This window comes from Novosphingobium sp. JCM 18896, assembly GCF_025938095.1.
In the GTDB taxonomy this organism is placed as follows: Bacteria; Pseudomonadota; Alphaproteobacteria; order Sphingomonadales; family Sphingomonadaceae; genus Novosphingobium.
This window is the reverse complement of the sequence record NZ_JAPCZF010000002.1, coordinates 191,373-216,450: the sequence shown is the minus strand read 5'-3', so window position 1 is coordinate 216,450 and position 25,078 is coordinate 191,373. Positions and strand designations below refer to the sequence as shown.

Below are 25,078 nucleotides of genomic sequence, written 5' to 3'. Positions count from 1 at the left end.
CATCATGTTGCGGTGGTGGGTGGGCCGGTGAAATGGACGGTGACGGCCTCGGGTGCCTCGGCGAGCAACTGCGCGGCGAGGCGTGCCGGCCCCGCGGCGTCATTCGCGGCGAAGCGCGCTTCGGCCTCGACGCGGTGGGCGCCATCGGGGCTGAAGATCGCCGCGCGCAGGTGGAGCGCGTTGCCCTCGGCCGCGGTCAGCACGGCGATCGGGCTGTGGCAATTGCCGCCGAGCGCCGCCAGCAGTGCGCGTTCGGCCAGCACGGCGTCGCGGCTCGGCGTGTGATCGATCGCGGCCAGCAGCGCCTGCGTGGCCGCATCGTCGGCGCGGCATTCGATCGCGATCGCGGCCTGACCCGGTGCGGGCAGCCACTCGTCGGCGGGCAGGGCGTGGCCGGTGCCGGTCTCGCCCAGACGCTTGAGCCCGGCCGCGGCGAGGAAGGTCGCATCGGCCTCGCCCGCGGCCAGCTTGGCGAGGCGCGTGGCGACATTGCCGCGGATCGGCACGACCGTGCAGTCGGGCCTTGTGTGGAGCAGCAGCGCGGCGCGGCGCGGGGCGCTGGTGCCGACGACGGCGCCCTGCGGCAGTGCGGCAACGCTGGCGGCGCCGACCAGCACGTCGCGCACGTCCTCGCGCGGCAGGATCGCGGCGATGGCGATCTGGGCGGGGCGGATCGTCTCGACGTCCTTGGCCGAATGCACCGCGAAGTCGATCTCGCCGGCGATCAGCGCGGCGTCGAGTTCCTTGGTCCACAGCGCCTTGCCGCCGATCTCGGCGAGCGGCCGGTCCTGGATGCGGTCGCCGCTGGCGGTGACCGAGACGATTTCGACGTCAGTCTCGCTCAAGCCGTGCGCCGCGATCAGGCGTGCGCGCGCCTCTTCGGCTTGCGCGAGGGCGAGGGGGGACTTGCGGGAGCCGAGGCGGAGGGGGCGATCAAGAGCATTCGGGTTCATGGCGCGGCTTGTGCTAGTCTCCAATCTCACTAAGTGGAAGCGCGGATGAGGATAGTCCTTGGCATCGAGAGCTCGTGCGACGAGACCGCCGCTGCGCTGGTGTCGGAGGATCGCGTCATCCTCGCGCAGCGTATCGCCTCGCAGGACGAGGCGCACCGCCCCTATGGCGGTGTCGTGCCCGAGATCGCCGCGCGTGCCCATGCCGAGATACTGACACCCTTGATCGAGGCGACCCTGGCCGATGCCGGCATGACCCTCGCCGATGTCGACGCCGTTGCCGCCACCGCGGGCCCGGGGCTGATCGGCGGCGTGATGGTCGGGCTGGTCACCGCCAAAGCACTGGCGATGGCCGGCGACAAGCCGCTGATCGCGATCAACCACCTCGAAGGCCACGCGCTGTCGCCGCGGCTGGCTGACGAGACCCTGGAATTCCCCTACCTGCTGCTGCTCGCCTCGGGCGGGCATTGCCAGTTGCTGCTGGTCGAGGGTGTCGGCGCCTATCGCCGGCTGGCGACGACGATCGACGATGCGCTGGGCGAGGCCTTCGACAAGACCGCCAAGATCCTCGGCCTCGGCTATCCGGGCGGCCCCGCGGTCGAGCGGCTGGCGGCGGAAGGTAACGCCAAGAACGTGCCCTTGCCGCGGCCGTTGCTGGGCAGCGCCGAGCCGCATTTCTCCTTCGCCGGGCTCAAAAGCGCGGTGCTGCGCGCGAAGCAGGCCGAAATCCACGCCGATGCCGACATCGCCGCATCGTTCCAGCAGGCCGCCGTCGACTGCGTGATCGATCGCACGAAACGCGCGGTTTCGGCCGCGGGTCCCGTCACGGCGCTGGTCGTCGCCGGCGGCGTCGCCGCGAACAAGGCGGTCCGCGCGGCGCTCGAAGGCCTGGCCGCGGACAATGGCCTGCGCTTCGTCGCGCCGCCGCTGGGGCTCTGCACCGACAATGCCGCGATGATCGCCTGGGCCGGGGCCGAGCGGCTCGGTCAGGATGATCCGCTCGATTTCGCGCCGCGGCCGCGCTGGCCGCTCGACGCGGCGGCCGAACCGGTGCGCGGTGCGGGAGTGAAGGCATGACCTCTTCTATCGGCGTCATTGGTGCGGGCGCCTGGGGCACGGCGCTTGCGCAGGCTCTGGCCAGCGACGGCAGCGAGGTCGTGCTCTGGGCGCGCGAACCCGAGCTCGTCGCCGAGATCAACGCCAAGCACACCAACAGCCTGTTCCTGCCGAGCGCCAAGCTGGCCGACAGCGTGCGCGCCACCGGCGACATCGCCGAGCTCGGCGGCTTGCCGGCCTTGCTCGCGGTGGTGCCGGCGCAGTTTCTCGGCTCGGTCCTTGCCGGACTTCCCGACGGTGAGCGCGATCTCGTGCTTTGCGCCAAGGGCATCGAGGCGGGCACCAGCCGCCTGATGGCCGACGTCGCGCGCGACGCTTCGCCCGCGGCCAACCTCGCCGTGCTCTCGGGGCCGACCTTCGCGCATGAGGTCGCGGCGGGCTTGCCCACCGCGGTGACGCTCGCCTGCGCCGGCGGCGAGGCGCAGTGGCAGCGGCTCTCGCCGCTGATCGCGCGGCCGGCCTTCCGGCCCTACTATTCGGACGACCTGATCGGCGCCGAGATCGGTGGCGCGGTCAAGAACGTACTGGCGATCGCCTGCGGCGTGGTCGAGGGCCTGCAACTCGGCCAGAACGCCCGCGCCGCGCTGATCGCGCGCGGCTATGCCGAGATGCTGCGCTTCGGTCTCGCTCGTGGCGCGCGGGCCGAAACGCTGTCGGGGCTCTGCGGGCTGGGCGATCTCGTGCTGACCTGTTCCTCGACCTCGAGCCGCAACTTCTCGCTCGGCAAGGCGCTCGGCGAAGGCCAGAGCGCGGCCGAGGCGCTCGCCGGCAAGACCAGCGTCGCCGAAGGCGCCGCCACCGCGCCCGTGCTCGCCGAGCTCGCGCGCGCCGCCAATATCGACATGCCGATCGTCGAGGCCGTCGCGCGGCTGCTCGCGGGCGCGGCGCCGGCGCGCGCGGTCGTGTCCGAACTACTCGCGCGGCCGCTCAAGGCCGAGCTGGAGCATAAGGCTTGACCGAAACATCGACGGGCGCCGGCCAGGAGCCGCAGCGCGACGACATCGCCGCCATCGCCAAGGGCGGGCGCACCAACCTGCTGGGCTTCCCGATCCGCCTGATGGGCCGGATCCCCTTCCTGCTGATCGCGGGCCGTCTCTACGGCGCCGACTCGCTCGGCCGCCTCGCCTCGGCGCTGGTGGTCATCGAATTCCTCGCGCTGCTGAGCTCGATGGGGCTCAAGCGCGGGCTCGCGCGGCGGCTGACCGAGGAAGAGGGTCATCCCGCCAATGCGGTTGGCGATGCCATGCTGATCTCGGTGTTCTTCGGCGCCTGCGCGGCGACGGCCTTGTGGCTGTTCCCCGCGCCGATGTTCCCGAGCGGGCGCTATTCGATCTACGATCTGATGCTGCCGCTGGCGATCATCCCGATCACCATGACCGACATCGCGCTCGCCGCGCTGGCCTATCACTTCAACGTCGGCGCGACGGTCAAGGCGCGCTCGATCGTCGAGCCCTGGACGATCTCGGGTTCGGCGCTGGGCTTCTACTACCTCGTGCCCGACGGCGGGCTGGCGCTGGCCTTCATCTTCGCCAACGTCTGCACGATGCTCGCCGCGGTGGTGCCGCTGGTGCGGGCCTATGGCCTGCCGCAGCAATGGCGCCCGCACCCGTTCCACCTGCTCGGCCTCGCGCGGGCCAACCTGCCTTTGGCCCTGGCCGAGGGCGTCGAATGGGGCTCGCGCCGGCTCGACGTGTTCATCCTCGGCATGTTCGCTTCGCCGAGCGCGGTCGGCGTCTACTACATCGCCCAGCAGGTCGCGAGCCTGCCGCAGAAGCTCAAGACCAGCTTCGAGCCGATCCTCGGCCCGGTGATCACGCGCAGCCTCAAGAACAAGGACTATCACGCGATCGCGCTACAGGTCTGCCAGGTGGGCTTCTGGATCACCGCGGCGCAGTGTGGCATCGCGCTGGCCCTGGGCATTCCCGGCGAGGGCGTGATGGGCCTGGTCGGCCCGCACTTCGTCGGCGGCACCGGTGCGCTGGCCTTCCTGCTCGCGGCCGAAGTCGTCGCGGCGACCGCGGTCGTCGCCGATTCGGCGCTGATCTACATGGCGCGGATGAAGAACCTGGCGATCTCGCTGCTGACGATCGCGATCCAGGCCGGGCTGACCGTGGGCGGCATCCTGCTCGTCGACGATCTCGGGCTCGACCAACTCTATCGCGCCGCCGCGGCGGCCGCGGCGCTGATGCTGTCGCTGGCGATCGCCTCGGTGCTCAAGTCCTGGCTGCTCTCGCGGCTGCTCGGCGAGCGGATCAACAACTGGCGCTGGCCGCTGGTCTGGGCGGCTGCCGCCGCCTCGGTCGTGGGCTGGGCGGCGACGCGCTTCCTGCCCGAATGGGCCGAGCTCGCCTTCGGCATTCCGGCGATCCTCGCGGTCTATTGCTGGGTGATCTGGAACAAGGGCTTCGGCCCCGAGGACCGCGTGCTGTTCCGCAAGAGCGCCAAGGCTTAATCCTCCCCAGCATGGGGAGGGGGACCATGCGAAGCATGGTGGAGGGGGCTCTCAGGCGAGCGCGGTGTTAGCGGCGAACCCCCTCCACCACGCCGCTACGCGTCGCGGTCCCCCTCCCCGTTTCGGGGAGGATCAATTGATCGCGCCTCCGAAACATTCAGTCGCGGTTCACGGGTTTTTTGGCCTCCTCCACGGGCGATCGTCGGAGGAGGGAATGCCATGCATCTGGCCAGGATAGTCACAGCAAGCTGCACCGTCGCACTCGTAGCCGGCTGCGCCGCGTCATCGGAAAAGCCGCGCAGCGCCTCGGGCGAGGGACAGGACGTCGTCGTGACCGCGACGCGCGTCGATGATGGGCGGCTCGCACCCCCTCCTCCGCCGCCTCCTCCTCCGCCAGCGGCGCTTGCCTATGCCCCCGCCAAAGGCGCGGCGATGCAGGAGCGCTATGCCCGCACCTATGTTCGCCCCGTCATCGTCCCCGTACCGGCGGGCACCGAGCGCTACGACGGCAAGGCGGTCGGCGCCGTGCATATCGCGCGGACCGATCCGGTCTCGACCTTCTCGGTCGACGTTGACACTGGCGCCTATGCCAATGCCCGCCGCTTCCTCGGCCTTGGCCAGATGCCGCCCAGGGATGCCGTGCGCAGCGAGGAGATGATCAACTATTTCCGCTACGACTATGCGACGCCGATCACGCGCGACACGCCGTTCACCGTGACCACCGACGTCGCGGTGACGCCGTGGAACCCGGCGACGCGGCTGATGCGTATCGGCCTGCGCGGCTACGATCTGGCGAGCGCGGGAGCGCGGCCGCCGGCGAACCTCGTGTTCCTCGTCGACGTCTCGGGCTCGATGTCGAGCGAGGACAAGCTGCCTTTGGTCAAGACGGCGCTCTCGGGACTGGCGGGCGAGCTTTCCGCCAAGGATCGCGTCTCGATCGTGGTCTATGCGGGGGCCGCGGGTCTCGTGCTCGAGCCGACCAATGACGAGTCCAAGATCAAGGCCGCGCTCGATCGCCTGAACGCGGGCGGCTCGACCGCGGGCGGGGCCGGGCTGCAGCTCGCCTACAACATCGCGCGCGACAACTTCATCAAGGGCGGGGTCAACCGCATCCTTCTCGCCACCGACGGCGATTTCAACGTCGGCGTCAGCGACAACAAGGCGCTGATCGAAATGGTCGAGCGCGAACGCGACAGCGGCATCACCCTGACCACGCTGGGCTTCGGCACGGGCAACTACAACGAAGCGATGATGGAGCAGATCGCCGATCACGGGAACGGCAACTACGCCTACATCGATTCCGCGCTCGAGGCGAAGAAGGTGCTTGGCGACCAGATGAGCTCGACCTTGTTCACGATCGCCAAGGACGTGAAGATCCAGGTCGAGTTCAACCCCGCCCAGGTCAGCCAGTACCGCCTGCTAGGCTACGAGAACCGCGCGCTGCGCGAGGAGGACTTCGACAACGACAAGGTCGATGCCGGCGACATCGGCGCCGGGCATCAGGTCACCGCGATCTACGAGATCGTTCCGGCCGGTGCACAGGGCTGGATCGGTCCGCGGCGCTACGAGGAGGCTGCCGCCGCGACGGCTGTTGGCAAGGCGGGCGAGCTGGCCTTCGTCAAGCTGCGCTACAAGCTGCCCGACGGCACGACCTCGCGGCTGATCGAGCGGCCGGTCCCGGCGCGGCTGCTCCAGGCCTCGGCGCGGCCGACTGGCGACTTCGCTTTCGCCACGGCGGTCGCGGCCTTTGGTCAGACCTTGCGCGGCGATGCCATGATGAATGGCTTCACCCCGGCGCAGATCGTCTCGCTGGCGGGCCGGCAGCAGGATTTCTGGCGACAGGAGTTCCTGCGCTTGGTCGGCGTCGCAGGCTCGCTCGCGCGCAATGACGGCGCGGTGCTGGAGGAGGATAAGGGCGGGTGAGCTAAGCGCTTTCCTACTTCACCCTTTCTTGCCGCCGTATTCTTCCCGTCGCCCCTGCGTAGGCAGGGGCCCAGCCGAGCTCTCATCCTGCAACGGAAGGCGCATGGAGGCGCGGTCAGTTGGGCCCCTGCCTACGCAGGGGCGACGGGGAAAGTTATGCCGCGGTTGGGTCTCCGAAAAGACACTCGATCCGCAGGCGGCTTCGTCAATAAAACCGGTTCCCACTTTCCCGCGCGATGCTATGCCGAGCGGGTGAAAAGCCCGCACCTGATCCTCATCCCCGCCGGCGCCTTTGCCGTCGCCGGCATCGCCTTCTCGATGATACTCGCCCACAAGGGCGCGGTCGGCGGGCCGGTGCTCATGGCGATGCTGCTCGGCACCTATGCCGTGGGCCTGGGGATCGGACGGCTGGCGCTCAACCGGAGGGGGTAGGACGTGCTGCAGACCATCGAAGCCAATTGGGTCGCCTTTGCGCTCGCGCTCGTCATCGGCCTCTTGGTCGCCTGGTGGCTGTTCGGCCGCGGTTCGCGCGACAATCGCCAGCGTGGCCATGCGCCCGACGTGCTCGACGAAGGCGCCGCCCCCGCCGCGCGCAACCAGGCGCTGATCGACGCGCCCTCGGCCGTGACGGCTGCCTCTTTCGCCGATACCGGCCCCTCGGTGATGGGCGGCCTGGGCGAAGTCATCGCCGCCGCTGCCGCGAGCGAGGTGGTCGACGCCGAACCGGAGCAGGCCGCTCCGCCGCCCGCTCCTGCGCCGGCTGCCGCACCTGCCCCCACTGCAGGTGAGGCCGACGACCTCCGCCGTATCAAGGGCGTCGGACCCAAGCTCGTCGCGCTGCTCAATTCGCTCGGCGTCACCACCTATGCGCAGGTCGCGGCCTGGACCGATGCCGACATCGATCGCGTCGATGCGCAGCTCGGCACGTTCGCCGGCCGCATCCGCCGCGATTCCTGGGTCGAGCAGGCGAAGTTCCTCGCCTCGGGCGATACGGCGGGCTTCGAGGGCCGCTTCGGCAAGCTCTGACGCGGCTTCGCGCCCTCCCCATGGCGGGAAGAGCGCGGTTCGCCAGCAGGCCAGCCGCGATCAGATCGCCTGACCGCCCGAGACCTCGATCCGCTGCGCATTGACCCAGCGATTGCCCTCGTCGAGCAGGTTGGCGATCATCGGGCCGATGTCGTCGGGCACGCCGACGCGGCCGAGCGCGGTGATGCTCGACAGGTGCTGGTTCAGATCGGCATTGTCGCGCACTGCGCCGCCGCCGAAATCGGTCTCGATCGCACCCGGCGCCACGGTGTTCACGGCAATCCCGCGCGCGCCGAACTCCTTGGCCATGTAGACGCTGAGCACCTCGACCGCGGCCTTGGCCGCGGCATAGGCGGCATAGCCGGGCAGCGCGAAGCGGGTGAGGCCGGTCGACAGGTTCACCACGCGGCCGCCATCGGCGATCAGCGGCAGCAAGGTCTGCGTCAGGAAGAACGTGCCCTTGAAGTGGACGTTGACCATCGCGTCGAACTGCGCCTCGGTGGTCTCGGCGATCGTCGCATATTCGCCGTAGCCGGCGTTGTTGACGAGGTGGTCGAACGAGTCGCGCTGCCAGGTGTCGCGCAGCGCCGTGCGCAGCCGGTCGGCGAAATCGGCGAAGCCCGCGGCCTTGCTGGTGTCGAGCTGCAGCGCCACGGCCTTGCGGCCCAGCGCCGCGATCTCGGCGACGGCCTCCTCGGCCTCGTCGGCGCGGCTGTGGTAGGTCAGGACGACGTCGCCGCCGCGCTTAGCAATCGAGAGCGCCGTGTTGCGGCCCAGGCCGCGGCTGCCACCGGTGATGAGAGTGATCTTGGTCATGGAAGGGTCCTTTCGGCCAAAGTGACCATTAGGTCGGAGTGACCATTTAGGTCGGTGTGACCAAGCTCTTGTGCCGCAAGCCGAGCCTACGGCGTTGCCGGAAGCTCGTCGATCCTTGCCTAATCCTACGAAGCCGGTTTTCGCCGTCCGATCCCGCCTGTAGAAGGCAGGGCATGAAAGAACTTCTCGACGCCGTGCGCCGCCATGCCGAGACGCTGGTCCAGGACGAGGTGATCATTCCCACCGCGATCCCCGGCATGAACCTGGCGCGCTCGCTGTATACGAGCGACCTGATCCACGCCGTCGCCCAGCCGCATGTCGTGATCGTCGTGCAGGGCGCCAAGACCGTGACGATGGGCGCGCAGACCTTTGCCTTTTCCGCCGGCGAGACCCTGCTGGTCGCGGCCGACGTGCCGACCACCAGCCAGATCGTCCGCGCCAGCCCGGCGGCGCCTTACTATTCGCTGGTGCTCCAGCTCGACGCGGCGATCGTCGCCGAGCTCTCGGCCGAGATCGACGCAGTCGCTGTGGGTAGCACCGCCGAGTCGCCGGTGCGCGTCGACACGACCGAACGCGAGGTCGCCGACGCGGCGTTGCGACTGCTGCGCCTGCTCGATCGCCCCGCGGCCGCGCCGGTGCTCCAGGCGCAATTGCTGCGCGAGATGCATTACTGGCTGCTCGCCGGCCACCACGGCAATGCGATCCGCCTGCTCGGCCTGCCCGACGGCCACGTCCAGCGCATCGCCCGCGCGGTGGCGGTGCTGCGCGCCGACTATGCGCGCGCCCTGCCGGTCGAGCGGCTAGCGGCGGTCGCCGGCATGAGCCCGTCGTCGTTCCACCAGCACTTCCGCACGGTGACCTCGCTCTCGCCGCTGCAGTTCCAGAAACAGCTCCGCCTGATCGAGGCCCGCCGCCTGATGCTCGCCCGCGGGCTATCGTCGAGCCACGCGGCCTTCGAGGTCGGCTACGAGAGCGTGCCGCAATTCACGCGCGAGTATGGGCGGTTCTTCGGGCTGTCGCCGGCAAGGGATGTGAAGGCCGCGAAGGAGCGGCTGGCGGCTTAGGATGGTTTATCCGGCGGCGTAGATCGCGGGGCGATAGCGCGGCTCGGGAATCGGCAGATCGTTGGCCAAGGCGGTCTCTAGCCAGCCTTCGATTGCCAATCGAGCCTCGGCAAGCGCCTCTTCTGGCGTGTCACCGAATGCGGCGCAGGACTTGAGATCGGGCACATCTGCGACCCAGCTCTCGTCACGCTGCGACCAGAAGAGATTGATGTGGTAGCGCGGTTCCATCACTTCTTCATCTTGAGCCCGAACTCTTCGACGATATCGAGAAACTGGTCGACTTGATAGGGCTTTGCCTTGCTGTCTCCGCGTGGCTGGATGCTGAGCGGACGTGAGACAAGCGGATGCTTGAAGATGTGGTGACTGCCCTTGATGCGATCAAGCGTAAAGCCGAAGGCTTCTAGGATCCGCCGGAAGTCGGTAAACCGCATTGCGGCACGGTTGGCGACGAGTTGAGCATAGAGCTTTTCGATCTGGGTCATGTGGCCTCCGTGCCTTTATGTGGCACACCTGAGCGCAGGTAATTACCGCCGTCAGGGCCCTTCGGATCGCCTTTGTCGAACCTATGAACAAGGATGTCTCGCCGTTGTGAGCGTGGTTACGGCTAACGCCCCCACTTCCGCTTGCTCTCCTTGCCGAACCGTCCCTTCCGCGTCCCCGGCTTCCCTTCATTCGACCGTCCGACCAGCGGTGCCTTCTGCTGGCCCTCGGGCAAGCCAAGTTCGCCCGCTTCCAAGCGCCGGATCTCGTCCCTGAGCCGACCCGCCTCCTCGAACTCGAGGTCCGCCGCCGCGGTGCGCATCTTCTTTTCGAGCTCTTCGATGTACGACCGCAGGTTGTGGCCGACGAGGTTGTTATCGCCCTCGGCGTCGATGTCGACCAGCACGCCGTCGCGGCTCGCGGTGTCGGCGACGATGTCGTGGATATTGCGCTTGATCGTCTGCGGGGTGATGCCGTGTTCGAGGTTGTAGGCCTCCTGCCGTTCGCGGCGGCGGTCGGTCTCGGCGATCGCGCGTTCCATCGAGCCGGTCATGCGGTCGGCATAGAGGATCACGCGGCCGTCGACGTTGCGCGCGGCGCGGCCGATCGTCTGGATCAGCGAGGTTTCCGAGCGCAGGAAGCCTTCCTTGTCGGCGTCGAGGATACAGACGAGCCCGCATTCGGGGATGTCGAGGCCTTCGCGCAGCAGGTTGATGCCGACGAGCACGTCGTAGACGCCGAGGCGTAGGTCGCGGATCAGCTCGATGCGTTCGAGTGTCTCGACGTCGGAGTGCATGTAGCGGACCTTGAGGCCCGCCTCGTGCATGAATTCGGTCAGGTCCTCGGCCATGCGCTTGGTCAGGGTGGTGACCAAGGTGCGATAGCCGGCCTTCGCGGTCTCGCGGCACTCGTTGATGCAGTCCTGGACCTGATCCTCGACCGGGCGGATCAGCACCGGCGGGTCGATCAGGCCGGTCGGGCGGATCACCTGCTCGGCGAAGACGCCGCCAGTCTCCTCCATTTCCCAGCCGCCCGGCGTGGCCGAGACCGCGACGGTCTGCGGACGCATCGCGTCCCATTCGTTGAAGCGCAGCGGGCGGTTGTCGATGCAGCTCGGCAGGCGGAAGCCGTATTCGGCGAGGGTCAGCTTGCGGCGATGGTCGCCCCTGGCCATGGCACCGATCTGCGGCACGGTCTGGTGGCTCTCGTCGACGAACAGCAGCGCATTGTCGGGCAGGTATTCGAACAAGGTCGGCGGCGGCTCGCCGGGCAGGCGGCCGGTCAGGAATCGGCTGTAGTTCTCGATGCCCGCGCAGGATCCCGTGGCGGCGATCATCTCGAGATCGAAATTGGTGCGCTGTTCGAGCCGCTGGTGCTCGAGCAGCTTGCCCTCGGCCTCGAGCTCCTTGAGCCGCTCGCTGAGCTCGAAGCGGATCGCCTCGCTCGCCTGCTTCATCGTCGGCCCGGGCGTGACGTAGTGCGAATTGGCATAGACGCGCACCGAGTTCAGGCTCGCGCCCTTCTTGCCGGTCAGCGGATCGAATTCGGCGATTTCCTCGATCTCGTCACCGAAGAACGAGACGCGCCAGGCCATATCCTCGTAGTGCGAGGGGAAGATCTCGAGGCTGTCGCCGCGCACGCGGAAGTTGCCGCGGCCGAATGCCGCATCGTTGCGCTTGTACTGGAGCGCGACGAGCTTGCGGATGATCTCGCGCTGGTCCTCCGACTGGCCCTTCTTGAGATCGAAGATCATCGCCGAATAGGTTTCGACCGAGCCGATGCCGTAGAGGCAGCTCACCGAGGCGACGATGATCACGTCGTCGCGTTCGAGCAGCGCGCGCGTGGCCGAGTGGCGCATGCGGTCGATCGCCTCGTTCACCGAGCTTTCCTTCTCGATGTAGGTGTCCGAGCGCGGCACGTAGGCCTCGGGCTGGTAGTAGTCGTAGTAGGAGACGAAATACTCGACCGCGTTGTTCGGGAAGAAGCTCTTGAACTCGCCATAGAGCTGGGCGGCGAGAATCTTGTTGGGCGCCAGGATCAGCGCAGGGCGCTGGAGATGCGCGATCACGCTGGCCATGGTGAAGGTCTTGCCCGAGCCGGTGACGCCGAGCAGGACCTGGGTCTTGTCGCCCGACAACGCGGCCTCGGTCAGTTCGGCGATCGCCGTCGGCTGGTCGCCCGAGGGCTGATAGTCCGAAACCAGCTCGAACCGGCGGCCGCCATCGCTCTTTTCGGGGCGGGCGGGGCGGTGGGGAACGAAGGTTTCGGTGGTGACGGGCTCTTCGAGTCCGCGACGGATGACGAGTTCGGCCATGTGCGTACATATGGCGAACAAGGCTGGCGGGTTCAACCTTCCCATCCGGGGATTGACGCTCTGGTCAGCACTGTCTGTAACGCCGGCCAAAGAGATCGGAGAGAATGATGCCCAAGACCATCGACGACGTGATTGCCGAGTCCGAGATCAAGGACGTGCACCTGCGCTATTGCCGCGCCAACGACCGCCGTGACGAGGAGCTGATGCGATCGTGCTTCCACTCCGACGCGGTGATCGAGCTGCACGAGCCGCTCGACGTCGAGAGCTTCATCGGCATGGGCCGCATGGTGCTCGGCCTGTTCTCGGTCACCTGGCACAACACGGGCAACCAGCTCGTCGAGGTCAAAGGCGACGCGGCCTGGGCCGAGCACTACACGATCTCGTCGCACCGCACCCCGGCCGACGACAAAGGCCCCGAGCGCGACTTCATCGTCTTCGGCCGCTATGTCGATCGGTTCGAGCGGCGTGATGGCGAATGGCGCATCGCCAAGCGTAAGATGCTGGTCGACTATACGCGGACCGATCCGGTCCTGCCCGGCGATGCCGGCATGGGCAGCAGCGGCGGTTCGCGCGACCGTAACGATCCCTCGTACACTTGGCGGCTGGACTGACGGGGCGGCTGGACTGAAAGGTCGGCTTGACTGGCGGGATCGTGCTTTCGTCAGGAACCTGGCGCCGCAAAATGCTTTGGGAGGTTCGGGCCGGCTGATACCGTGACGGCCGAATTCAGGGAGATGACCGTATGACCGCATTCCGTTCCGCTGCTCTGGTTGCCGCCACCACGCTCGCCGCGCTGTCGCTTTCGGCCTGCAAGAAGGAGGGCGTGGTCGCCAAGGACGAGTCGGTCGAATCGGTCGCGAAGAAGGTCGACGAGAGCGGAATCAAGCCGCAGCCGGGGCGCTGGGAATCGAGCGTGAAGATCGCCAAGATGGAAATTCCGGGCATGCCGCCGCAGGCCAAGGAAGCCATGAGCAAGCAGACCGGCCAGGCCCAGACCTTCGCGAGCTGTCTGACGCCCGAACAGGCGAACAAGCCCGACGCCGGCTTCTTCCAGGCGGGCGCCAAGGACTGCAAGTACGACAACTTCGCCATGGCCGGCGGCAAGATCGACGCGACGATGACCTGCGACCGCGGCGGGCAGAAGCTCAAGATGACGATGGCCGGCACCTACAGCGAGACCAGCTACGACATCCAGGTGAAGTCCGAAGGCGAGGTCCAGCCCGGCATGCCGATGTCGATGGAGATGTCGATCGCCTCGCACCGCGCGGGCGAGTGCAACGGCACCGAGATGACCGCCGCGCCGCCGCCGGCCAAGTGACACGGGCGGCGAAGTGACGTTCAGCCGGCGTTAGCCTGACGCCGTTACACGGAGCCGATGATAGCGACGATGTTCGGGACTTTCCGTGACAGGGCGATGGGCGCGAGCCGGGAGGTCGTGCGGCGTACCGCGCTGGCCCGCCAGCCGCGCCCCGAAGGCGTGAGCGGGCCGCCGCTCAAGCTGCTGCTGGCCGAACTCGGCGCGCTCGCCGGTCGCGGCTTGCCGCGCGAGGTGCCGCACCACATCGCGCACAATCCCCAGCCGGTCATGCTGCTGCCGGGCTTCGGCGCGCATCCGGGTCGCATGCGGCGGATGGAGCTCGCGCTCTGCGCAGCCGGTCACGAGGCGCAGGACTGGGGCATGGGCTTCAACTTCGGGCCGACCGAAGAGAACTTCGTGTTCCTGATGCGCCGCGTGGGCGCACTGGCCCGGCACTACGGCGAGCCCGTCGCGCTCGTCGGCTGGAGCCTCGGCGGCCTGTTCGCGCGCGAGATCGCGCATCGCCAGCCCGATTCCGTATCGCGGGTGATCACCATGGGCACGCCATTTTCGGGCGATCGCCGCGCCAACAACGCCTGGCGCGCCTATCAGCTGATCACGGGGCATACGGTCGACGCGCCGCCGATCGAATGCGAGCCGTCGAAGCCGCCGGTGCCGACGATAGCACTATGGAGCCCGCGCGACGGCGTGGTCGCACCGCGATCGGCCTGCGGCTGGCCCAGCGAGCGCGACCGTGCGGTCGCGGTGCGCTGCAACCATCTCGGCTTCGCCAACGATCCGCGCGTGATCGCCGAAGTGCTGCGCCAGCTCGACATGGATCACTGACGTTCGTTCGCCATAGCGAAACATTAGACGGTATTTGACTCTCGCTTCGCAAACGGCTGCATAGGCCGCGCAGGTAGGGAGAGAACCATGCTGGAAATCTGGCGGGCCGGAGGCTCGAACACGGGCGCGACGCCCGAACTCGCCCGCGGCGTCGAGGCCGAAGGCTGGGACGGCCAGATGTTCATGGATTCGCAGTCGCTCTCGGCCGATCCCTATGCGCAGATGGGCGCCTGGGCGGCCTGGACCGAGCGGCTCAAGCTCTCGCCCGGCGTGACCAACCCCTTCACGCGCAATCTGGCGGTCTCGGCCACCTCAATCGCGACGATCCAGGCGATCTCCCAAGGCCGCGCAGTGCTCGGCATCGGCCGTGGCGATTCGGCGCTCGCCTATCTCGGCTATGCGCCGGTGAAGCTGGCCTGGTTCGAGAAGTCGCTCGAAACCCTGCAGGCGCTGCTGTCGGGTGCGGAAGTGCCGTTTGCCGACAGCGGCAGCACCACGGGCGCGGCGCCCTCGCACGAGGGCCTGTCGCTCGGCGCGCGGCCCGAGGGCGTGCGGCTGCGCTGGTTGCCTGAGGGCCTGCCCAAAGTCCCGCTCGACGTCGCCGCGACCGGGCCCAAGGTGATCGCCATGGGCGCGCGGATCGCCGAGCGCGTGACCTTCAGCGTCGGCGCCGAGATCGAGCGCATGCAATGGGCGCTGGACCTGGCGCGGCAGCACGAGCCAACGCCACGCTCCTACGGCGCGCAGGTGATCGTCGTCTGCCATTCGGACGAGGCGACGGCGATGGACGTGGCGATGCACATGGCGCCGCCGCTCGCGCGCTTCCAGGTGATCCAGGGCAAGACCGTCGGCCCGGCCGATGCAGCGATGGCGCAGAACATGGACGCCATCAAGGATGGCTACGACATGACCAAGCACGGCGTCCACGACGCCAAGGACCGCATCGTCGGCGGCGGCATGACGCCCGAATTCGTCAAGCGCTTCGCCGTGGTCGGCACGCCCGATCATTGTACCGAGCGGCTGCTGGCGTTGCGCGCGGCGGGGCTCGATCGCTTCGTCGTGGTCGGGCCGGGGTTCTATCCGAAGGAATGGGGCGAGGCGGCCAAGCTGTTTGCCCGCGAGGTGATGCCGGCGCTGCGCGCGGCAGGATGATTGGGGGTTACAGGGGATGACTGTGGAGAGTGCGGACTATGTGATCGCGGGCGGCGGCAGCGCCGGCTGCGTGCTGGCGGCGCGGCTGTCGGAAAACCCGGCCAATCGCGTGGTGCTGCTCGAGGCGGGCGGTACCTCGGACGGCTTCATGAACCGCATGCCCGCGGGCGGCATGAAGATGATCTTCGGCGAGAACGACTGGCAACACCTGACCGAGCCCGATCCCTCGCTCAACGGCCGGCGGGTGCCGTGGAACGCGGGCAAGCTGCTCGGCGGTGGCTCGTCGATCAACGGCATGATCTACATCCGCGGCGACAGGTCCGACTACGACGCCTGGGCGCAGGATCTCGGCTGCACGGGCTGGGCCTGGAACGACGTGTTGCCGTTCTTCAAGAAGAGCGAGGATTTTTCGGAAGCCCCGAGCCAGGATCACGGCACCACCGGTCCGCTCGGCGTCGGCCTGCCGACCTCGCAGCATCCGCTGGCCAAGGTCTTCGTCGAGGGCTGCGCCGAATACGGCCTGCGCGCGGTCGAGGACTATTGCGCGGGCGACGTCGACGGCGCGTTTCGTATGTTCGTCACGCAGAAGCACGGCCAGCGTTCGAGCGCGGCCGAGGCCTTCCTCAAGCCGGCCTTGGGTCGCCCGAACCTGACCGTGGTGACCGGCGCACTGGTCGACAGGGTGGTGATCGAGGACGGCCGCGCGACGGGCGTGCGCTACAGCCAGAACGGCGTCACGAAGACCGTGAGCGCGCAGCGGGAGGTGATCCTCAGCACCGGCGCGGTCTGTTCGCCGGCCGTGCTCATGCGTTCGGGCATCGGTCCGGCCGAGCAGCTGAAAGCGCATGGCATCGAGGTGCTGGTCGACGCGCCCGAGGTCGGCCAGAACCTGCAGGAGCACGCGAGCTTCCATTCGACCTTCCAGGTCACCCAGCGCACCTACAACCAGATGATGAAGCCGCTGACCCTGGCGCGCGAATTCCTGCGCTATGTCTTCACCAACAAGGGCCTGATGACGATCGTCCCGGTCGAGGCGATGGCCTACCTCCGCTCGACCCCCGACCTGGCCTTTCCCGACATCAAGCTGTCGTTCGGGCTGATGTGCTACGACATGGCCAAGCGCAAGCCGCACGAGCTGCCGGGCGTGACCGTCTACTGCAACGTCGCCAAGCCCAAGAGCCGCGGCGAAATCCGCCTCAAGAGCGCCGACGCTGCCGACAAGCCAGTGATCGACCACCGCCTGCTCGGCCACCCCGACGACATCGCGACGATGATCAGCGGTGCCAAGCAGGTGCAGGAGATCTTCAAGACCCCGGCGCTGTCCGCGGTGACGGTCGGCGGCTTCACGCCCAGCCCGGTGCCGACCACCGACGCCGAGTGGGAGCAGCGCATCCGCAACGAGAGCGGCATCGGCTATCACCCCGTCGGCACTTGCCGCATGGGCGGCGACGCGGCTTCGGTGGTCGATCCGCGGCTGCGCGTGCGCGGGGTGGCCGGCCTGCGCGTCGCCGATGCCTCGATCATGCCGATCATGCCCGCGGCCAACACCAATGCGCCGTCGATCATGGTCGGCGAAAAGGCCGCGGCGATGATCCTCGAGGATGCGCGCTGAGGGAACTTCGATCCGCGACGATCGTTGTTCAGGGCGCAGTTTCCAAAGGGGAGAGCCCATGCGCAAGACCTTGATCGTCGCCCTTTCGCTCGCAGCCGGACTCGCGGTGGCGGGGTGTTCGGAGAAGACCCAGGAGCACGCCGAGCAGACCGCCGAATCGGTCGGCCAGGACGTCGACAGCGCCGCCGGCAAGGCCGGTAGCGCCGTCGACAATGCCGCTGGCAATGCCGCGAACGCGGTCGGCGACGCCGCCAGCGACAGCGCCAAGGCGATCAGCGGTGCGGTCGACAAGGCCGAAGCCGCCGCCGACCGTGCGGGCGAGAAGATGGAAGCCGGTGCCGACAAGGCGCGCGCGCGGATCCACGAAGAAACCGCGCCGAAGCCGGCACATACGTAAGCCTGCGGGCAATCGGATGCAGCCGGGTGCAAGGATCGCAGTCGCGGTTCCTGCGCCCGGTATCGCCGCGCCCCGTTCCTGAGCCTGCGCTTAGGCGCTAGACTGCGGGCGAGCGGTCCCTGTCGGTACCGCATGGGAGAGCCGCAGTGATCACCGTCCATCACCTGACCAATTCGCATTCGCATGTCGTGCTCTGGCTGATGGAAGAGCTGGGCCTGCCTTACGAGATGGTGCTGCACCGCCGCGATCCGGTGACGCGGCGCTCGCCCGATAGCTTGCGCGCGATCCATCCCGCCGCGAAGGCGCCGACGATCGAGGACAATGGCCTGGCCATGGTCGAATCGACCGGCGTGCTGCTCTACCTGCTCGAAGCCTATGGCGAGGGCCGGCTGCGTCCGGCACCGGGCACGGCCGATGCCATGCGCTTCTACCAGTGGCTGACCTTCATCGAAGGCTCGGCAAAGGGGCCGGCGATGCAGTTCGTGCGCCTGGCGATGGGGCAAGCCGACGACGCCATGCGCGACATGATCGCCCAGGCCGCCGCCGCTTCGTTCGGGCTGATCGAGGCCGCGCTCGACGGTGCCGAGACGATCGTCCCCGGCCAGTTCACCGCCGCCGACATCCAGCTGACCTTCTTCGAGGAACTGCTCGAAGGCTTCGGCCAGATCGACAACTGGCCCAACATGAAGGCGCATCTCGCCCGCATGCGCGAGCGCGAGGCCTACAAGCGCGCCGAAGCCAAGGGCGGCGCGGTCGATCTCAAGGGGCTGTTCGCGGGCACGACCAAGTAGGATGGGGCAGGCCGCGCATTGGCGTGCGATGCACGGCGATGACGTTGACGGCGTCGCCGCCGTGGCGGCCTTGGCCTTTCCCGACCATTTCGAGCGGCGCGCCTGCTTTGCCGAGCGTTTCGCGCTGTTCCCGCAGGGCTGTTTCGTGCTGGCCGAAGGGGATGCGGTCAGAGGCTATCTGATCGCCTACCCCTGGCCGCTCGGCGCGATACCGCCGCTGAACAGCCTGCTTGGCGAGCTGCCAGAGGCTCGCGATACCTGGTACCTGCACGATCTGGCGCTGCATCCCGACATGAGGGGGCAGGGGCATGCCCGGCCAGTCGTCGAGCGTTTGGCTGGCGACGCGCGCGGGCAGGGCGCGGCGCGGATCGCGCTCGTCTCGGTCAACGATTCTGTGCGGTTCTGGCGAGGGCTGGGTTTCGAACCCGTGGCCGCCGACGCGACGCTGACGCGCAAGCTCGAGAGCTACGGCGATGCGTCGTGCTATATGGTCCGCGCGCTCTAGGCGGCGACGGGCTCCAGCACGACCACCGGAATCTCGCGGTCGGTCTTGGCCTGATAGTCATCGTACTGCGGCCAGGCCTCGACCGCCTTGGCCCAGAGCCTTTCGCGCTCGGGCGAGGGTGCGGTGTGGGCGCGGGCCTGGAACACCTTGTCCTTGACCTGCAGGGTGACCAGCGGCTCGGCCTCTAGGTTCAGGTACCATACCGGATGCTTGGGCGCGCCGCCGAGCGAGGCGATGATCACGTAGTTCGGCCCGTCGCCGACGAAGATCAGCGGCACGGTCTTGTCCTCGCCCGACTTGCGACCTTTGGTGGTCAGCAGCAGGGTGGTGGCGTTGTTCCAGATGTAGCCGGTCTCGCCCCCGGTCGCGCGATAGGCCTCGACGTGGCTGGGGCCGGCGATCGTGAAATCCATTTCGGCGGGGCTGCGCGGGGGATTGCCGAGTGCCATCGTCTTTGCCTTTCGAACGGGGGGTGGCGGTGTCTTGGCACAGCCGGCAGCCAGCCTCAACGCATCAGGCGCGTGGCGGCCTTCGGCGATAGCTGAGCGCTTCGGCAATATGCGCGCGGCCGATCGTCGGCGCGGCGGCGAGATCGGCGATCGTGCGCGCGACGCGCAAGACTCGCGTATAGCCGCGGGCCGACAGGCGCATTGCGTCGGCGGCCTGGATCAGCAGCTTGCGTCCGGGCTCGTCGGGCGTGGCATGGGCGTCGAGCGCGGCGCCGTCGAGCTCGGCATTGGTGCGCGCGCCGCTCGCCTCGCCCCTCGCGGTCTGGATCGCGCGTGCCGCGGCGACTCTTGCGGCGACCTCGGCCGAACCTTCGCTCGGCGGCGGCAGGGCCAGGTCGGCGGCGCTGACCGGATCGACCTCGACGTGGAGATCGATCCGATCGAGCAGCGGGCCCGAAACCTTGCTCTGGTAATCGGCCGCGCAGCGCGGCGCACGACTGCAGCCGAGTGCGGGATCGCCAAGGTGCCCGCAGCGACAGGGGTTCATGGCCGCGATCAGTTGGACCCGCGCAGGATAGGTTACGTGAGCATTGGCGCGGGCGACCGAGACCTCGCCGGTCTCCAGCGGCTGGCGCAGCGAATCGAGTACGGCGCGCTGGAACTCGGGCAATTCGTCGAGGAACAGCACGCCCAGATGCGCGAGGCTGACCTCGCCCGGCCGCACGCGCAGCCCGCCGCCGGTCAGCGCCGCCATCGAGGCCGAATGGTGGGGGCTGCGGAACGGACGTGCGCGGCTGATGCGTCCGTCCTCGAGCGTACCCGCGACCGAGGCGACCATCGACACTTCGAGCGCTTCGGCCGGTGTCAGCTCGGGCAGCACGCCGGGCAGGCATGACGCCAGCAGCGACTTGCCCGCGCCCGGCGGGCCGATCATCAGCAGGTTGTGCCCGCCCGCGGCGGCGATCTCGAGCGCGCGCTTGGCCACCTCCTGGCCTTTGACCTGGGCGAGATCGGGGCCACGCGTCGGTGGCGCGGCCTCGCCGGGCAGGGGCGGTGGCAGCACCTGATAGCCCTTGAGGTGGTTGAGCAGGCTGATCAAATCGGGCGCGGCGATCACCGAAATGCCGCTGGCCCAGCGCGCTTCCGATCCTTGCGCGGCCGGGCAGATCAGTCCGCGCTCGGCGGCCGAGGCATGCAGCGCCGCCAGCAGCACGCCGGGCGAAGCGATCACGCGCCCGTCGAGCGCGAGCTCGCCCACTGCGACGTAGTCCGCCAGCAGTTCGGCGTCGGTCACGCCCATCGCCGCGAGCAGGGCCAGCGCGATCGGCAGGTCGTAATGCGAGCCTTCCTTGGGCAGGTCCGCCGGCGAGAGGTTGATCGTGATGACCTTGGGCGGCAGCGCCAGCCCCATCGCGGCGAGCGCGGCGGTCACGCGCTGGCGGCTTTCGTTCACCGCCTTGTCGGGCAGGCCGACGACGTGGAAGCGCGGCAGGCCCGGCGCGATCTGGCACTGCACCTCGATCGCACGCGCCTCGAGCCCCAGATAGGCGACCGTCGAAACCAGCGCGACCAAGCTTGCCCCCTGCGCAGTCTGCCAAGGAGGTGTGACGCAGCTACCCGCGGCTGTCGAGGCAATGGCTCGGGATCGGAGCAATCATGCCGGGCGCGCTTGGGGTAACGCGCGATTAACGATGCCGATCAGCCATCGGGTAAAGGAATCGGGCGCACAATCCGGGCATGCGCTCGATCGCCCGACTCCTGCTTCCGCTCCTCACGCTCGTCGCCGCGCCGGCGATGGCGCAGGAGATCGTCTATGCCGACGTGACGGGGGGTGACGTGACGGGGGCTGAAGTGACGCAGGTGGAAGCGGCGGTCGAATCGGCCGTGCTGGTCCAGAGCGCCGACGAACCCGAACTCAGCGCCGAGCGTGTCGTCGCGACCTATCGCCCGGCGCCGGTGCCGCGCGGTGTCGCGGCCTATGGCCCGTTCCGCGTGCTCGACGAAGGCCATGCCGCGCTCGTCGGCGTGACCGACGCCGCGACGCCCGGCCAGTTTGCTGCGATGCTGCGCGACCATCCGGGAATCGCGATGCTCGAAATGGTCCTGTGCCCGGGCACCGAGGACGATCGCGCCAACCTGCGGCTGGGCCTGATGCTGCGCGAGCGCGGGGTCGCGACTCACGTTCCCGACGGCGGCTTCGTCGCTTCGGGCGCGGTCGAGCTGTTCCTCGCCGGGGCGCAGCGCTCGGCCGAACCCGCGGCGCTGTTCGCGGTGCATTCGTGGGAAGACGACGCGGGCCGCCAGGCGAGCGACTATGCCGTCGACGCGCCGAAGAATCGCGCCTACCTCGACTATTACCAGGCCGTCGGCATGAGCGCGGACGAGGCGCGTGCCTTCTACGCGATGACCAATTCGGTGCCGTTCTCGAGCGCCAAGTGGCTGAGCCGTGGCGACATGGCGCAGTGGGTGCGGCTCGACCGCGCCGCCCCCGTTCAGGCGCCGGTTGGAGCCCCCGTTGCGGGCCCGTTCCAGCTCGCCGTGCTTGACTCGTCCCGCGCCCTGCACTAACGGCGCCCGTCTGTAATCCGGCCGCCTTCGCGGGCGGCCCTATTTCGTTTGAGATTTGAGGTTTTGCGATGAAGCGCACGTTCCAGCCCAGCAACCTTGTCCGCGCTCGCCGTCACGGCTTCCGCGCCCGCACCGCCACTGTCGGTGGCCGCAAGGTCCTGGCCGCGCGTCGCGCCCGCGGCCGCAAGAAGCTCTCGGCCTGATCGATTCGGTCCAGGATCGCGCGGTGAAGCCCGCGGTCCTGACTAGGCGCGCGGATTTTCTCGCCGCCAACCGGGGCCTGCGCGTGTCGCGCCCCGGTTTCGTGCTGCTCGCTCGCCCCAACGAGGGCGCGGGCCTGCGCTTCGGCATCACCGTCACCAAGCGAATCGGCAATGCGGTCGTTCGCAACCGCATGAAGCGCCGCTTCCGCGCGCTGTTGCGCGACGTGCTGCCGCTCCACGGCATGGCCGATACCGACCACGTCCTGATCGGGCGCGAGGGCGGGGTAGAGCGCGACTTCGCACTGCTACACGACGAGCTTCTGGCCGCGCTCGGCCGCGCCAAGGACGGCAAGGGCGATCCGCCGCGCAAGGGGCCTCGCAAGCCGAAGGGCGGGCCGAAGCGGTGAAACATCTGCTCATCTGGATCGCGCGTGCCTGGCAGCTTGGCCCGTCGCGCATTCTGCCGCCCTCGTGCCGCTATGCTCCGTCGTGCTCCCAATATGGCATCGAAGCCGTGGGGAAATACGGTGCGATTAAGGGTGGCTGGCTGACGTTGAAGCGTCTATTGCGCTGCCACCCCTGGGGCGGACACGGCTATGATCCGGTCCCCTGATCGAGCCGGACAAGAATAGGGACCCTTCGTGGACAATCAGCGTAACATCATCATTGCGGTCGTGCTGACCGCGCTGATCCTCTTCGGTTGGGACTATGGGGTCAAGCAGGTCTACCCCAACGCCAACAAGCCCAAGCCCGTCGCCGCGGCGCCCGCGGCCGCGCCCGAAGCGCCGGCACCCGGCAAGCCGACGCGCGAGGGCGGGCTGACCAATTCGGCCGACATCGCGCTCGAAGCGCGCGACCTCAAGTCCGCGCTCGCCGCCGGCGGCCGCATTCCGGTCGATGCCCCGGGCCTCGCCGGTTCGATCAACCTGACCGGTGCGCTGGTCGACGATCTGACCACCAAGCGCCACACCGCGAGCGTCGAGAAGGACAGCGGCCCCGCGCGCATCTTCTCGCCCGCCGGCACGCCCGCGCAGCATTTCGCCCAGTTCGGCTGGGTGGGTGAGGGCGTGGCCCTGCCCAACGCCTCGACTGTCTGGACCGCACCCGCCGGTGCCAAGCTGACCCCGGCGAGCCCGGTGGCGATCACTTGGACCAATCCGACGGGCCAGGTCTTCACGATCCGGTTCGCGATCGACCAGGACTACATGATCACCGCGACGCAGAGCGTCGTGAACCGCGGCGGCGCGCCCGTGACCGTGCGCCCCTTCGCGCTGGTCAACCGCACCGACAAGACCGCCAGCCTCGACAGCTTCAACGTCCACTCGGGCCCGATCGGCGCCTATGACGGCTCGGTCTCCTTCGCGACCAACTACAAGGACGTGCTCGAGGCGCAGACCGTCTCGAACCCCGGCAAGACCAACTGGGCCGGCTTCACCGACGTCTACTGGCTGTCGGCGCTGATCCCCGATGCCAAGTCGGCCGCGACCAGCGACTTCCGCTCGCTCGGCGGCAATCTCTATCGCACCGACCTGCTCTACCATTCGGTCGCGGTGGCGCCCGGCCAGCAGCTCGTGCGCACCACGCGTCTGTTCGCCGGCGCCAAGGAAAGCGCCGTGCTCGATCGCTACGAGGACGGCGGCATCGCCCGCTTCGGCCTGGCGATCGACTGGGGCTGGTTCCGCTGGTTCGAGAAGCCGATCTTCATGCTGCTGAAGGCGCTGTTCAGCACGGTCGGCAACTTCGGTGTCGCGATCATCCTGCTGACCCTGATCGTGCGCGGCATCATGTTCCCGGTCGCCCAGCGCCAGTTCGCCTCGATGGCGGCGATGCGCGCGATCCAGCCGAAGATGAAGGCGATCCAGGATCGCTACAAGGACGACAAGCAGAAGCAGCAGCAGGAGATCATGGCGCTGTACAAGCAGGAGGGCGTCAATCCGCTCGCCGGCTGTCTGCCGATCTTCCTGCAGATCCCGATCTTCTTCGCGCTCTACAAGGTGCTGATCCTGGCGATCGAGATGCGCCACCAGCCCTTCGCGCTGTGGATCAAGGACCTTTCGGCGCCCGATCCGCTGCACATCCTCAACCTGTTCGGCCTGCTGCCGTTCACCCCGCCCTCGTTCCTGGCGATCGGCGTGCTCGCGCTGCTGCTGGGCATCACCATGTACCTGCAGTTCAAGCTGAACCCGGCGGCGATGGATCCGATGCAGCAGCAGATGTTCGCGATCATGCCGTGGATCATGATGTTCGTCATGGCGCCCTTCGCCGCAGGCCTGCTGATCTACTGGATCACCTCGAACCTGCTGACGATCGCGCAGCAGAAGTACCTCTATTCGCGGCATCCGCAGCTCAAGGCGCAGGCGGCCAAGGACGCTGTCGTAACGGCGCGCTCGGGCAAGTGAGGCGGATCAGGTGACGCCAGAGGAAGAACTCGCGGAAGAGCTCAAGGCGGAGCGGATCGAGCGCGCAGGCAAGCTGTTCTCGGGGCGGGTGGAATTCCTCAAGAGCGCGCCCGCGCTCAAGTTCCTGCCCGATCCCGACGCGCCCGAGATCGCTTTCGCCGGGCGTTCGAACGTCGGCAAGTCGTCGCTGCTCAACGCGCTGACCGGCCGCCGCGCGATCGCGCGCGCCTCGGTCACGCCGGGCCGCACGCAGGAGCTCAACTTCTTCGACGTCGGCGAACCGACCCTGCTGCGCCTGGTCGACATGCCCGGCTACGGCTTCGCCAAGGCGCCGCCCAAGGTGGTCGAAGCGTGGAAGCGGCTGGTGCGCGACTTTCTGCGCGGCCGCCATGTGCTCAAGCGGACCCTGGTGCTGATCGATTCGCGCCACGGCCCCAAGCCGGTCGACATCGAGATGATGGACATGCTCGACCAGTCGGCGGTCGGCTATCGCCTGGTGCTGACCAAGGCCGACAAGATCAAGGCCAGCGACCTTGCCGCGGTGAAGGCCGCGACCGAGGCCGAGGCGCGCAAACACGTCGCCGCCTATCCCGAAGTGCTGGTGACCTCGTCCGAGCTCAAACTGGGCATCGACGAACTGCGCGCCGCGGTGCTCGCCGACGCGGAGCTTTGAAGGGCGGCACGAAGCATCCGTTACGGCATTCGATGTGAGCGGGGG

28 protein-coding genes are annotated in these 25,078 nt (G+C 68.3%); 21 read left to right on the top strand and 7 right to left on the bottom strand.

Annotated elements, in window-relative coordinates; all coding sequences use genetic code 11:
- Positions 1-2: 2 nt before the first annotated feature.
- Entirely contained in the window at positions 3-953 is a 951-nt protein-coding gene (hemC, locus tag OLX23_RS06865; RefSeq protein WP_264443981.1) for a hydroxymethylbilane synthase, read from the bottom strand.
- Between the two features lie 45 nt (positions 954-998).
- On the opposite strand from hemC, the gene tsaD reads away from it, so the two are divergent.
- The 6 genes from tsaD to OLX23_RS06835 all read left to right on the top strand — a co-directional run bounded on the left by tsaD (position 999) and on the right by OLX23_RS06835 (position 7,467).
- Entirely contained in the window at positions 999-2,027 is a 1,029-nt protein-coding gene (tsaD, locus tag OLX23_RS06860; protein ID WP_264443980.1) for a tRNA (adenosine(37)-N6)-threonylcarbamoyltransferase complex transferase subunit TsaD, read from the top strand.
- A complete protein-coding gene (locus OLX23_RS06855) occupies positions 2,024-3,022 on the top strand; it encodes an NAD(P)H-dependent glycerol-3-phosphate dehydrogenase (protein ID WP_264443978.1) in 999 nt (332 codons plus the stop codon). The genes tsaD and OLX23_RS06855 overlap by 4 nt, the downstream gene beginning before the upstream one ends.
- Entirely contained in the window at positions 3,019-4,518 is a 1,500-nt protein-coding gene (locus tag OLX23_RS06850; protein ID WP_413629783.1) for a lipopolysaccharide biosynthesis protein, read from the top strand. The genes OLX23_RS06855 and OLX23_RS06850 overlap by 4 nt, the downstream gene beginning before the upstream one ends.
- A gap of 219 nt (positions 4,519-4,737) precedes the next feature.
- The gene (locus OLX23_RS06845; protein ID WP_264443977.1) at positions 4,738-6,441 is read left to right on the top strand and encodes a vWA domain-containing protein; all 1,704 of its coding nucleotides are present in this window, start codon (positions 4,738-4,740) and stop codon (positions 6,439-6,441) included.
- 252 nt (positions 6,442-6,693) lie between these two features.
- Complete coding sequence (locus tag OLX23_RS06840) at positions 6,694-6,873, top strand: hypothetical protein (RefSeq protein ID WP_264443975.1); 180 nt, start codon at positions 6,694-6,696, stop codon at positions 6,871-6,873.
- Between the two features lie 3 nt (positions 6,874-6,876).
- A complete protein-coding gene (locus tag OLX23_RS06835; RefSeq protein WP_264443974.1) occupies positions 6,877-7,467 on the top strand; it encodes a hypothetical protein in 591 nt (196 codons plus the stop codon).
- Positions 7,468-7,527: 60 nt separating this feature from the next.
- Here OLX23_RS06835 and OLX23_RS06830 read toward each other — a convergent pair whose 3' ends face one another.
- Positions 7,528-8,283 (bottom strand): SDR family oxidoreductase, encoded by a 756-nt coding sequence (locus tag OLX23_RS06830; RefSeq protein WP_264443973.1) that lies wholly within the window; start codon positions 8,281-8,283, stop codon positions 7,528-7,530.
- Positions 8,284-8,456: 173 nt separating this feature from the next.
- Between OLX23_RS06830 and OLX23_RS06825 the strand changes: the two genes are divergently transcribed.
- A complete protein-coding gene (locus tag OLX23_RS06825) occupies positions 8,457-9,347 on the top strand; it encodes an AraC family transcriptional regulator (RefSeq protein ID WP_264443971.1) in 891 nt (296 codons plus the stop codon).
- A 6-nt stretch (positions 9,348-9,353) separates the two neighbouring features.
- On the opposite strand, the gene OLX23_RS06820 is transcribed toward OLX23_RS06825, so the two are convergent.
- The 3 genes from OLX23_RS06820 to uvrB form a co-directional block, all read right to left on the bottom strand.
- A complete protein-coding gene (locus tag OLX23_RS06820) occupies positions 9,354-9,575 on the bottom strand; it encodes a type II toxin-antitoxin system HicB family antitoxin (RefSeq protein ID WP_264443970.1) in 222 nt (73 codons plus the stop codon).
- Positions 9,575-9,829: a type II toxin-antitoxin system HicA family toxin gene (locus OLX23_RS06815; RefSeq protein WP_264443969.1), complete on the bottom strand. Its 255-nt coding sequence runs from the start codon at positions 9,827-9,829 to the stop codon at positions 9,575-9,577. The genes OLX23_RS06820 and OLX23_RS06815 overlap by 1 nt, the downstream gene beginning before the upstream one ends.
- A gap of 122 nt (positions 9,830-9,951) precedes the next feature.
- On the bottom strand, positions 9,952-12,141 hold the full coding sequence (gene uvrB / locus OLX23_RS06810) for an excinuclease ABC subunit UvrB (protein WP_264443968.1): 2,190 nt from the start codon (positions 12,139-12,141) through the stop codon (positions 9,952-9,954).
- A gap of 104 nt (positions 12,142-12,245) precedes the next feature.
- Between uvrB and OLX23_RS06805 the strand changes: the two genes are divergently transcribed.
- The 8 genes from OLX23_RS06805 (at position 12,246) to OLX23_RS06770 (ending at position 18,741) form a co-directional block, all read left to right on the top strand.
- Positions 12,246-12,752, top strand: coding sequence for a nuclear transport factor 2 family protein (locus tag OLX23_RS06805; RefSeq protein WP_264443967.1), 507 nt, complete (start codon positions 12,246-12,248; stop codon positions 12,750-12,752).
- Positions 12,753-12,883: 131 nt separating this feature from the next.
- Entirely contained in the window at positions 12,884-13,459 is a 576-nt protein-coding gene (locus tag OLX23_RS06800) for a DUF3617 domain-containing protein (RefSeq protein ID WP_264443966.1), read from the top strand.
- Between the two features lie 69 nt (positions 13,460-13,528).
- Positions 13,529-14,284 carry an esterase/lipase family protein gene (locus OLX23_RS06795; protein ID WP_264443965.1) on the top strand — a complete coding sequence of 252 codons (756 nt, stop codon included), beginning with the start codon at positions 13,529-13,531 and terminating at the stop codon, positions 14,282-14,284.
- 87 nt (positions 14,285-14,371) lie between these two features.
- A complete protein-coding gene (locus OLX23_RS06790) occupies positions 14,372-15,436 on the top strand; it encodes an LLM class flavin-dependent oxidoreductase (RefSeq protein WP_264443964.1) in 1,065 nt (354 codons plus the stop codon).
- Positions 15,437-15,452: 16 nt separating this feature from the next.
- Positions 15,453-17,048: a GMC family oxidoreductase gene (locus OLX23_RS06785; protein WP_264443963.1), complete on the top strand. Its 1,596-nt coding sequence runs from the start codon at positions 15,453-15,455 to the stop codon at positions 17,046-17,048.
- 58 nt (positions 17,049-17,106) lie between these two features.
- Positions 17,107-17,445 carry a hypothetical protein gene (locus tag OLX23_RS06780; protein WP_264443962.1) on the top strand — a complete coding sequence of 113 codons (339 nt, stop codon included), beginning with the start codon at positions 17,107-17,109 and terminating at the stop codon, positions 17,443-17,445.
- A gap of 146 nt (positions 17,446-17,591) precedes the next feature.
- Entirely contained in the window at positions 17,592-18,236 is a 645-nt protein-coding gene (locus tag OLX23_RS06775; RefSeq protein ID WP_264443961.1) for a glutathione S-transferase family protein, read from the top strand.
- Between the two features lies 1 nt (position 18,237).
- Positions 18,238-18,741: a GNAT family N-acetyltransferase gene (locus tag OLX23_RS06770; RefSeq protein ID WP_264443960.1), complete on the top strand. Its 504-nt coding sequence runs from the start codon at positions 18,238-18,240 to the stop codon at positions 18,739-18,741.
- On the opposite strand, the gene OLX23_RS06765 is transcribed toward OLX23_RS06770, so the two are convergent.
- Positions 18,738-19,190, bottom strand: a complete 453-nt coding sequence (locus OLX23_RS06765) for a nitroreductase family deazaflavin-dependent oxidoreductase (protein WP_264443959.1) — start codon at positions 19,188-19,190, stop codon at positions 18,738-18,740. The genes OLX23_RS06770 and OLX23_RS06765 overlap by 4 nt on opposite strands.
- Positions 19,191-19,254: 64 nt before the next feature.
- On the bottom strand, positions 19,255-20,763 hold the full coding sequence (locus tag OLX23_RS06760) for a YifB family Mg chelatase-like AAA ATPase (protein WP_264443958.1): 1,509 nt from the start codon (positions 20,761-20,763) through the stop codon (positions 19,255-19,257).
- Positions 20,764-20,927: 164 nt separating this feature from the next.
- Between OLX23_RS06760 and OLX23_RS06755 the strand changes: the two genes are divergently transcribed.
- From OLX23_RS06755 to yihA, 6 genes are all read left to right on the top strand, one after another.
- Positions 20,928-21,758: an alpha/beta hydrolase gene (locus OLX23_RS06755; RefSeq protein WP_264443956.1), complete on the top strand. Its 831-nt coding sequence runs from the start codon at positions 20,928-20,930 to the stop codon at positions 21,756-21,758.
- 68 nt (positions 21,759-21,826) lie between these two features.
- Positions 21,827-21,961 carry a 50S ribosomal protein L34 gene (gene rpmH / locus OLX23_RS06750; protein ID WP_039336437.1) on the top strand — a complete coding sequence of 45 codons (135 nt, stop codon included), beginning with the start codon at positions 21,827-21,829 and terminating at the stop codon, positions 21,959-21,961.
- Positions 21,962-21,984: 23 nt separating this feature from the next.
- Entirely contained in the window at positions 21,985-22,368 is a 384-nt protein-coding gene (gene rnpA, locus OLX23_RS06745; RefSeq protein WP_264443953.1) for a ribonuclease P protein component, read from the top strand.
- Entirely contained in the window at positions 22,365-22,574 is a 210-nt protein-coding gene (gene yidD, locus OLX23_RS06740) for a membrane protein insertion efficiency factor YidD (RefSeq protein WP_264443952.1), read from the top strand. Before rnpA ends, yidD begins: the two co-directional genes overlap by 4 nt.
- 28 nt (positions 22,575-22,602) lie before the next feature.
- On the top strand, positions 22,603-24,360 hold the full coding sequence (gene yidC / locus OLX23_RS06735) for a membrane protein insertase YidC (protein ID WP_264443951.1): 1,758 nt from the start codon (positions 22,603-22,605) through the stop codon (positions 24,358-24,360).
- A gap of 10 nt (positions 24,361-24,370) precedes the next feature.
- On the top strand, positions 24,371-25,033 hold the full coding sequence (gene yihA / locus OLX23_RS06730; protein ID WP_264443949.1) for a ribosome biogenesis GTP-binding protein YihA/YsxC: 663 nt from the start codon (positions 24,371-24,373) through the stop codon (positions 25,031-25,033).
- Positions 25,034-25,078 lie beyond the last annotated feature (45 nt).

Bases quoted from the DNA above. Each gene is read 5' to 3' on its own strand.
- OLX23_RS06790 (WP_264443964.1), top strand. From the start codon at position 14,372: ATGCTGGAAATCTGGCGGGCCGGAGGCTCGAACACGGGCGCGACGCCC.
- OLX23_RS06805 (WP_264443967.1), top strand. From the start codon at position 12,246: ATGATGCCCAAGACCATCGACGACGTGATTGCCGAGTCCGAGATCAAG.
- OLX23_RS06825 (WP_264443971.1), top strand. From the start codon at position 8,457: ATGAAAGAACTTCTCGACGCCGTGCGCCGCCATGCCGAGACGCTGGTC.
- OLX23_RS06845 (WP_264443977.1), top strand. From the start codon at position 4,738: ATGCATCTGGCCAGGATAGTCACAGCAAGCTGCACCGTCGCACTCGTA.
- OLX23_RS06815 (WP_264443969.1), bottom strand. From the start codon at position 9,829: ATGACCCAGATCGAAAAGCTCTATGCTCAACTCGTCGCCAACCGTGCC.
- OLX23_RS06765 (WP_264443959.1), bottom strand. From the start codon at position 19,190: ATGGCACTCGGCAATCCCCCGCGCAGCCCCGCCGAAATGGATTTCACG.
- OLX23_RS06780 (WP_264443962.1), top strand. From the start codon at position 17,107: ATGCGCAAGACCTTGATCGTCGCCCTTTCGCTCGCAGCCGGACTCGCG.
- OLX23_RS06830 (WP_264443973.1), bottom strand. From the start codon at position 8,283: ATGACCAAGATCACTCTCATCACCGGTGGCAGCCGCGGCCTGGGCCGC.
- OLX23_RS06800 (WP_264443966.1), top strand. From the start codon at position 12,884: ATGACCGCATTCCGTTCCGCTGCTCTGGTTGCCGCCACCACGCTCGCC.
- OLX23_RS06770 (WP_264443960.1), top strand. From the start codon at position 18,238: ATGGGGCAGGCCGCGCATTGGCGTGCGATGCACGGCGATGACGTTGAC.
- OLX23_RS06855 (WP_264443978.1), top strand. From the start codon at position 2,024: ATGACCTCTTCTATCGGCGTCATTGGTGCGGGCGCCTGGGGCACGGCG.
- OLX23_RS06785 (WP_264443963.1), top strand. From the start codon at position 15,453: ATGACTGTGGAGAGTGCGGACTATGTGATCGCGGGCGGCGGCAGCGCC.
- tsaD (WP_264443980.1), top strand. From the start codon at position 999: ATGAGGATAGTCCTTGGCATCGAGAGCTCGTGCGACGAGACCGCCGCT.
- rpmH (WP_039336437.1), top strand. From the start codon at position 21,827: ATGAAGCGCACGTTCCAGCCCAGCAACCTTGTCCGCGCTCGCCGTCAC.
- hemC (WP_264443981.1), bottom strand. From the start codon at position 953: ATGAACCCGAATGCTCTTGATCGCCCCCTCCGCCTCGGCTCCCGCAAG.
- OLX23_RS06820 (WP_264443970.1), bottom strand. From the start codon at position 9,575: ATGGAACCGCGCTACCACATCAATCTCTTCTGGTCGCAGCGTGACGAG.
- uvrB (WP_264443968.1), bottom strand. From the start codon at position 12,141: ATGGCCGAACTCGTCATCCGTCGCGGACTCGAAGAGCCCGTCACCACC.
- OLX23_RS06795 (WP_264443965.1), top strand. From the start codon at position 13,529: ATGTTCGGGACTTTCCGTGACAGGGCGATGGGCGCGAGCCGGGAGGTC.
- OLX23_RS06755 (WP_264443956.1), top strand. From the start codon at position 20,928: ATGCGCTCGATCGCCCGACTCCTGCTTCCGCTCCTCACGCTCGTCGCC.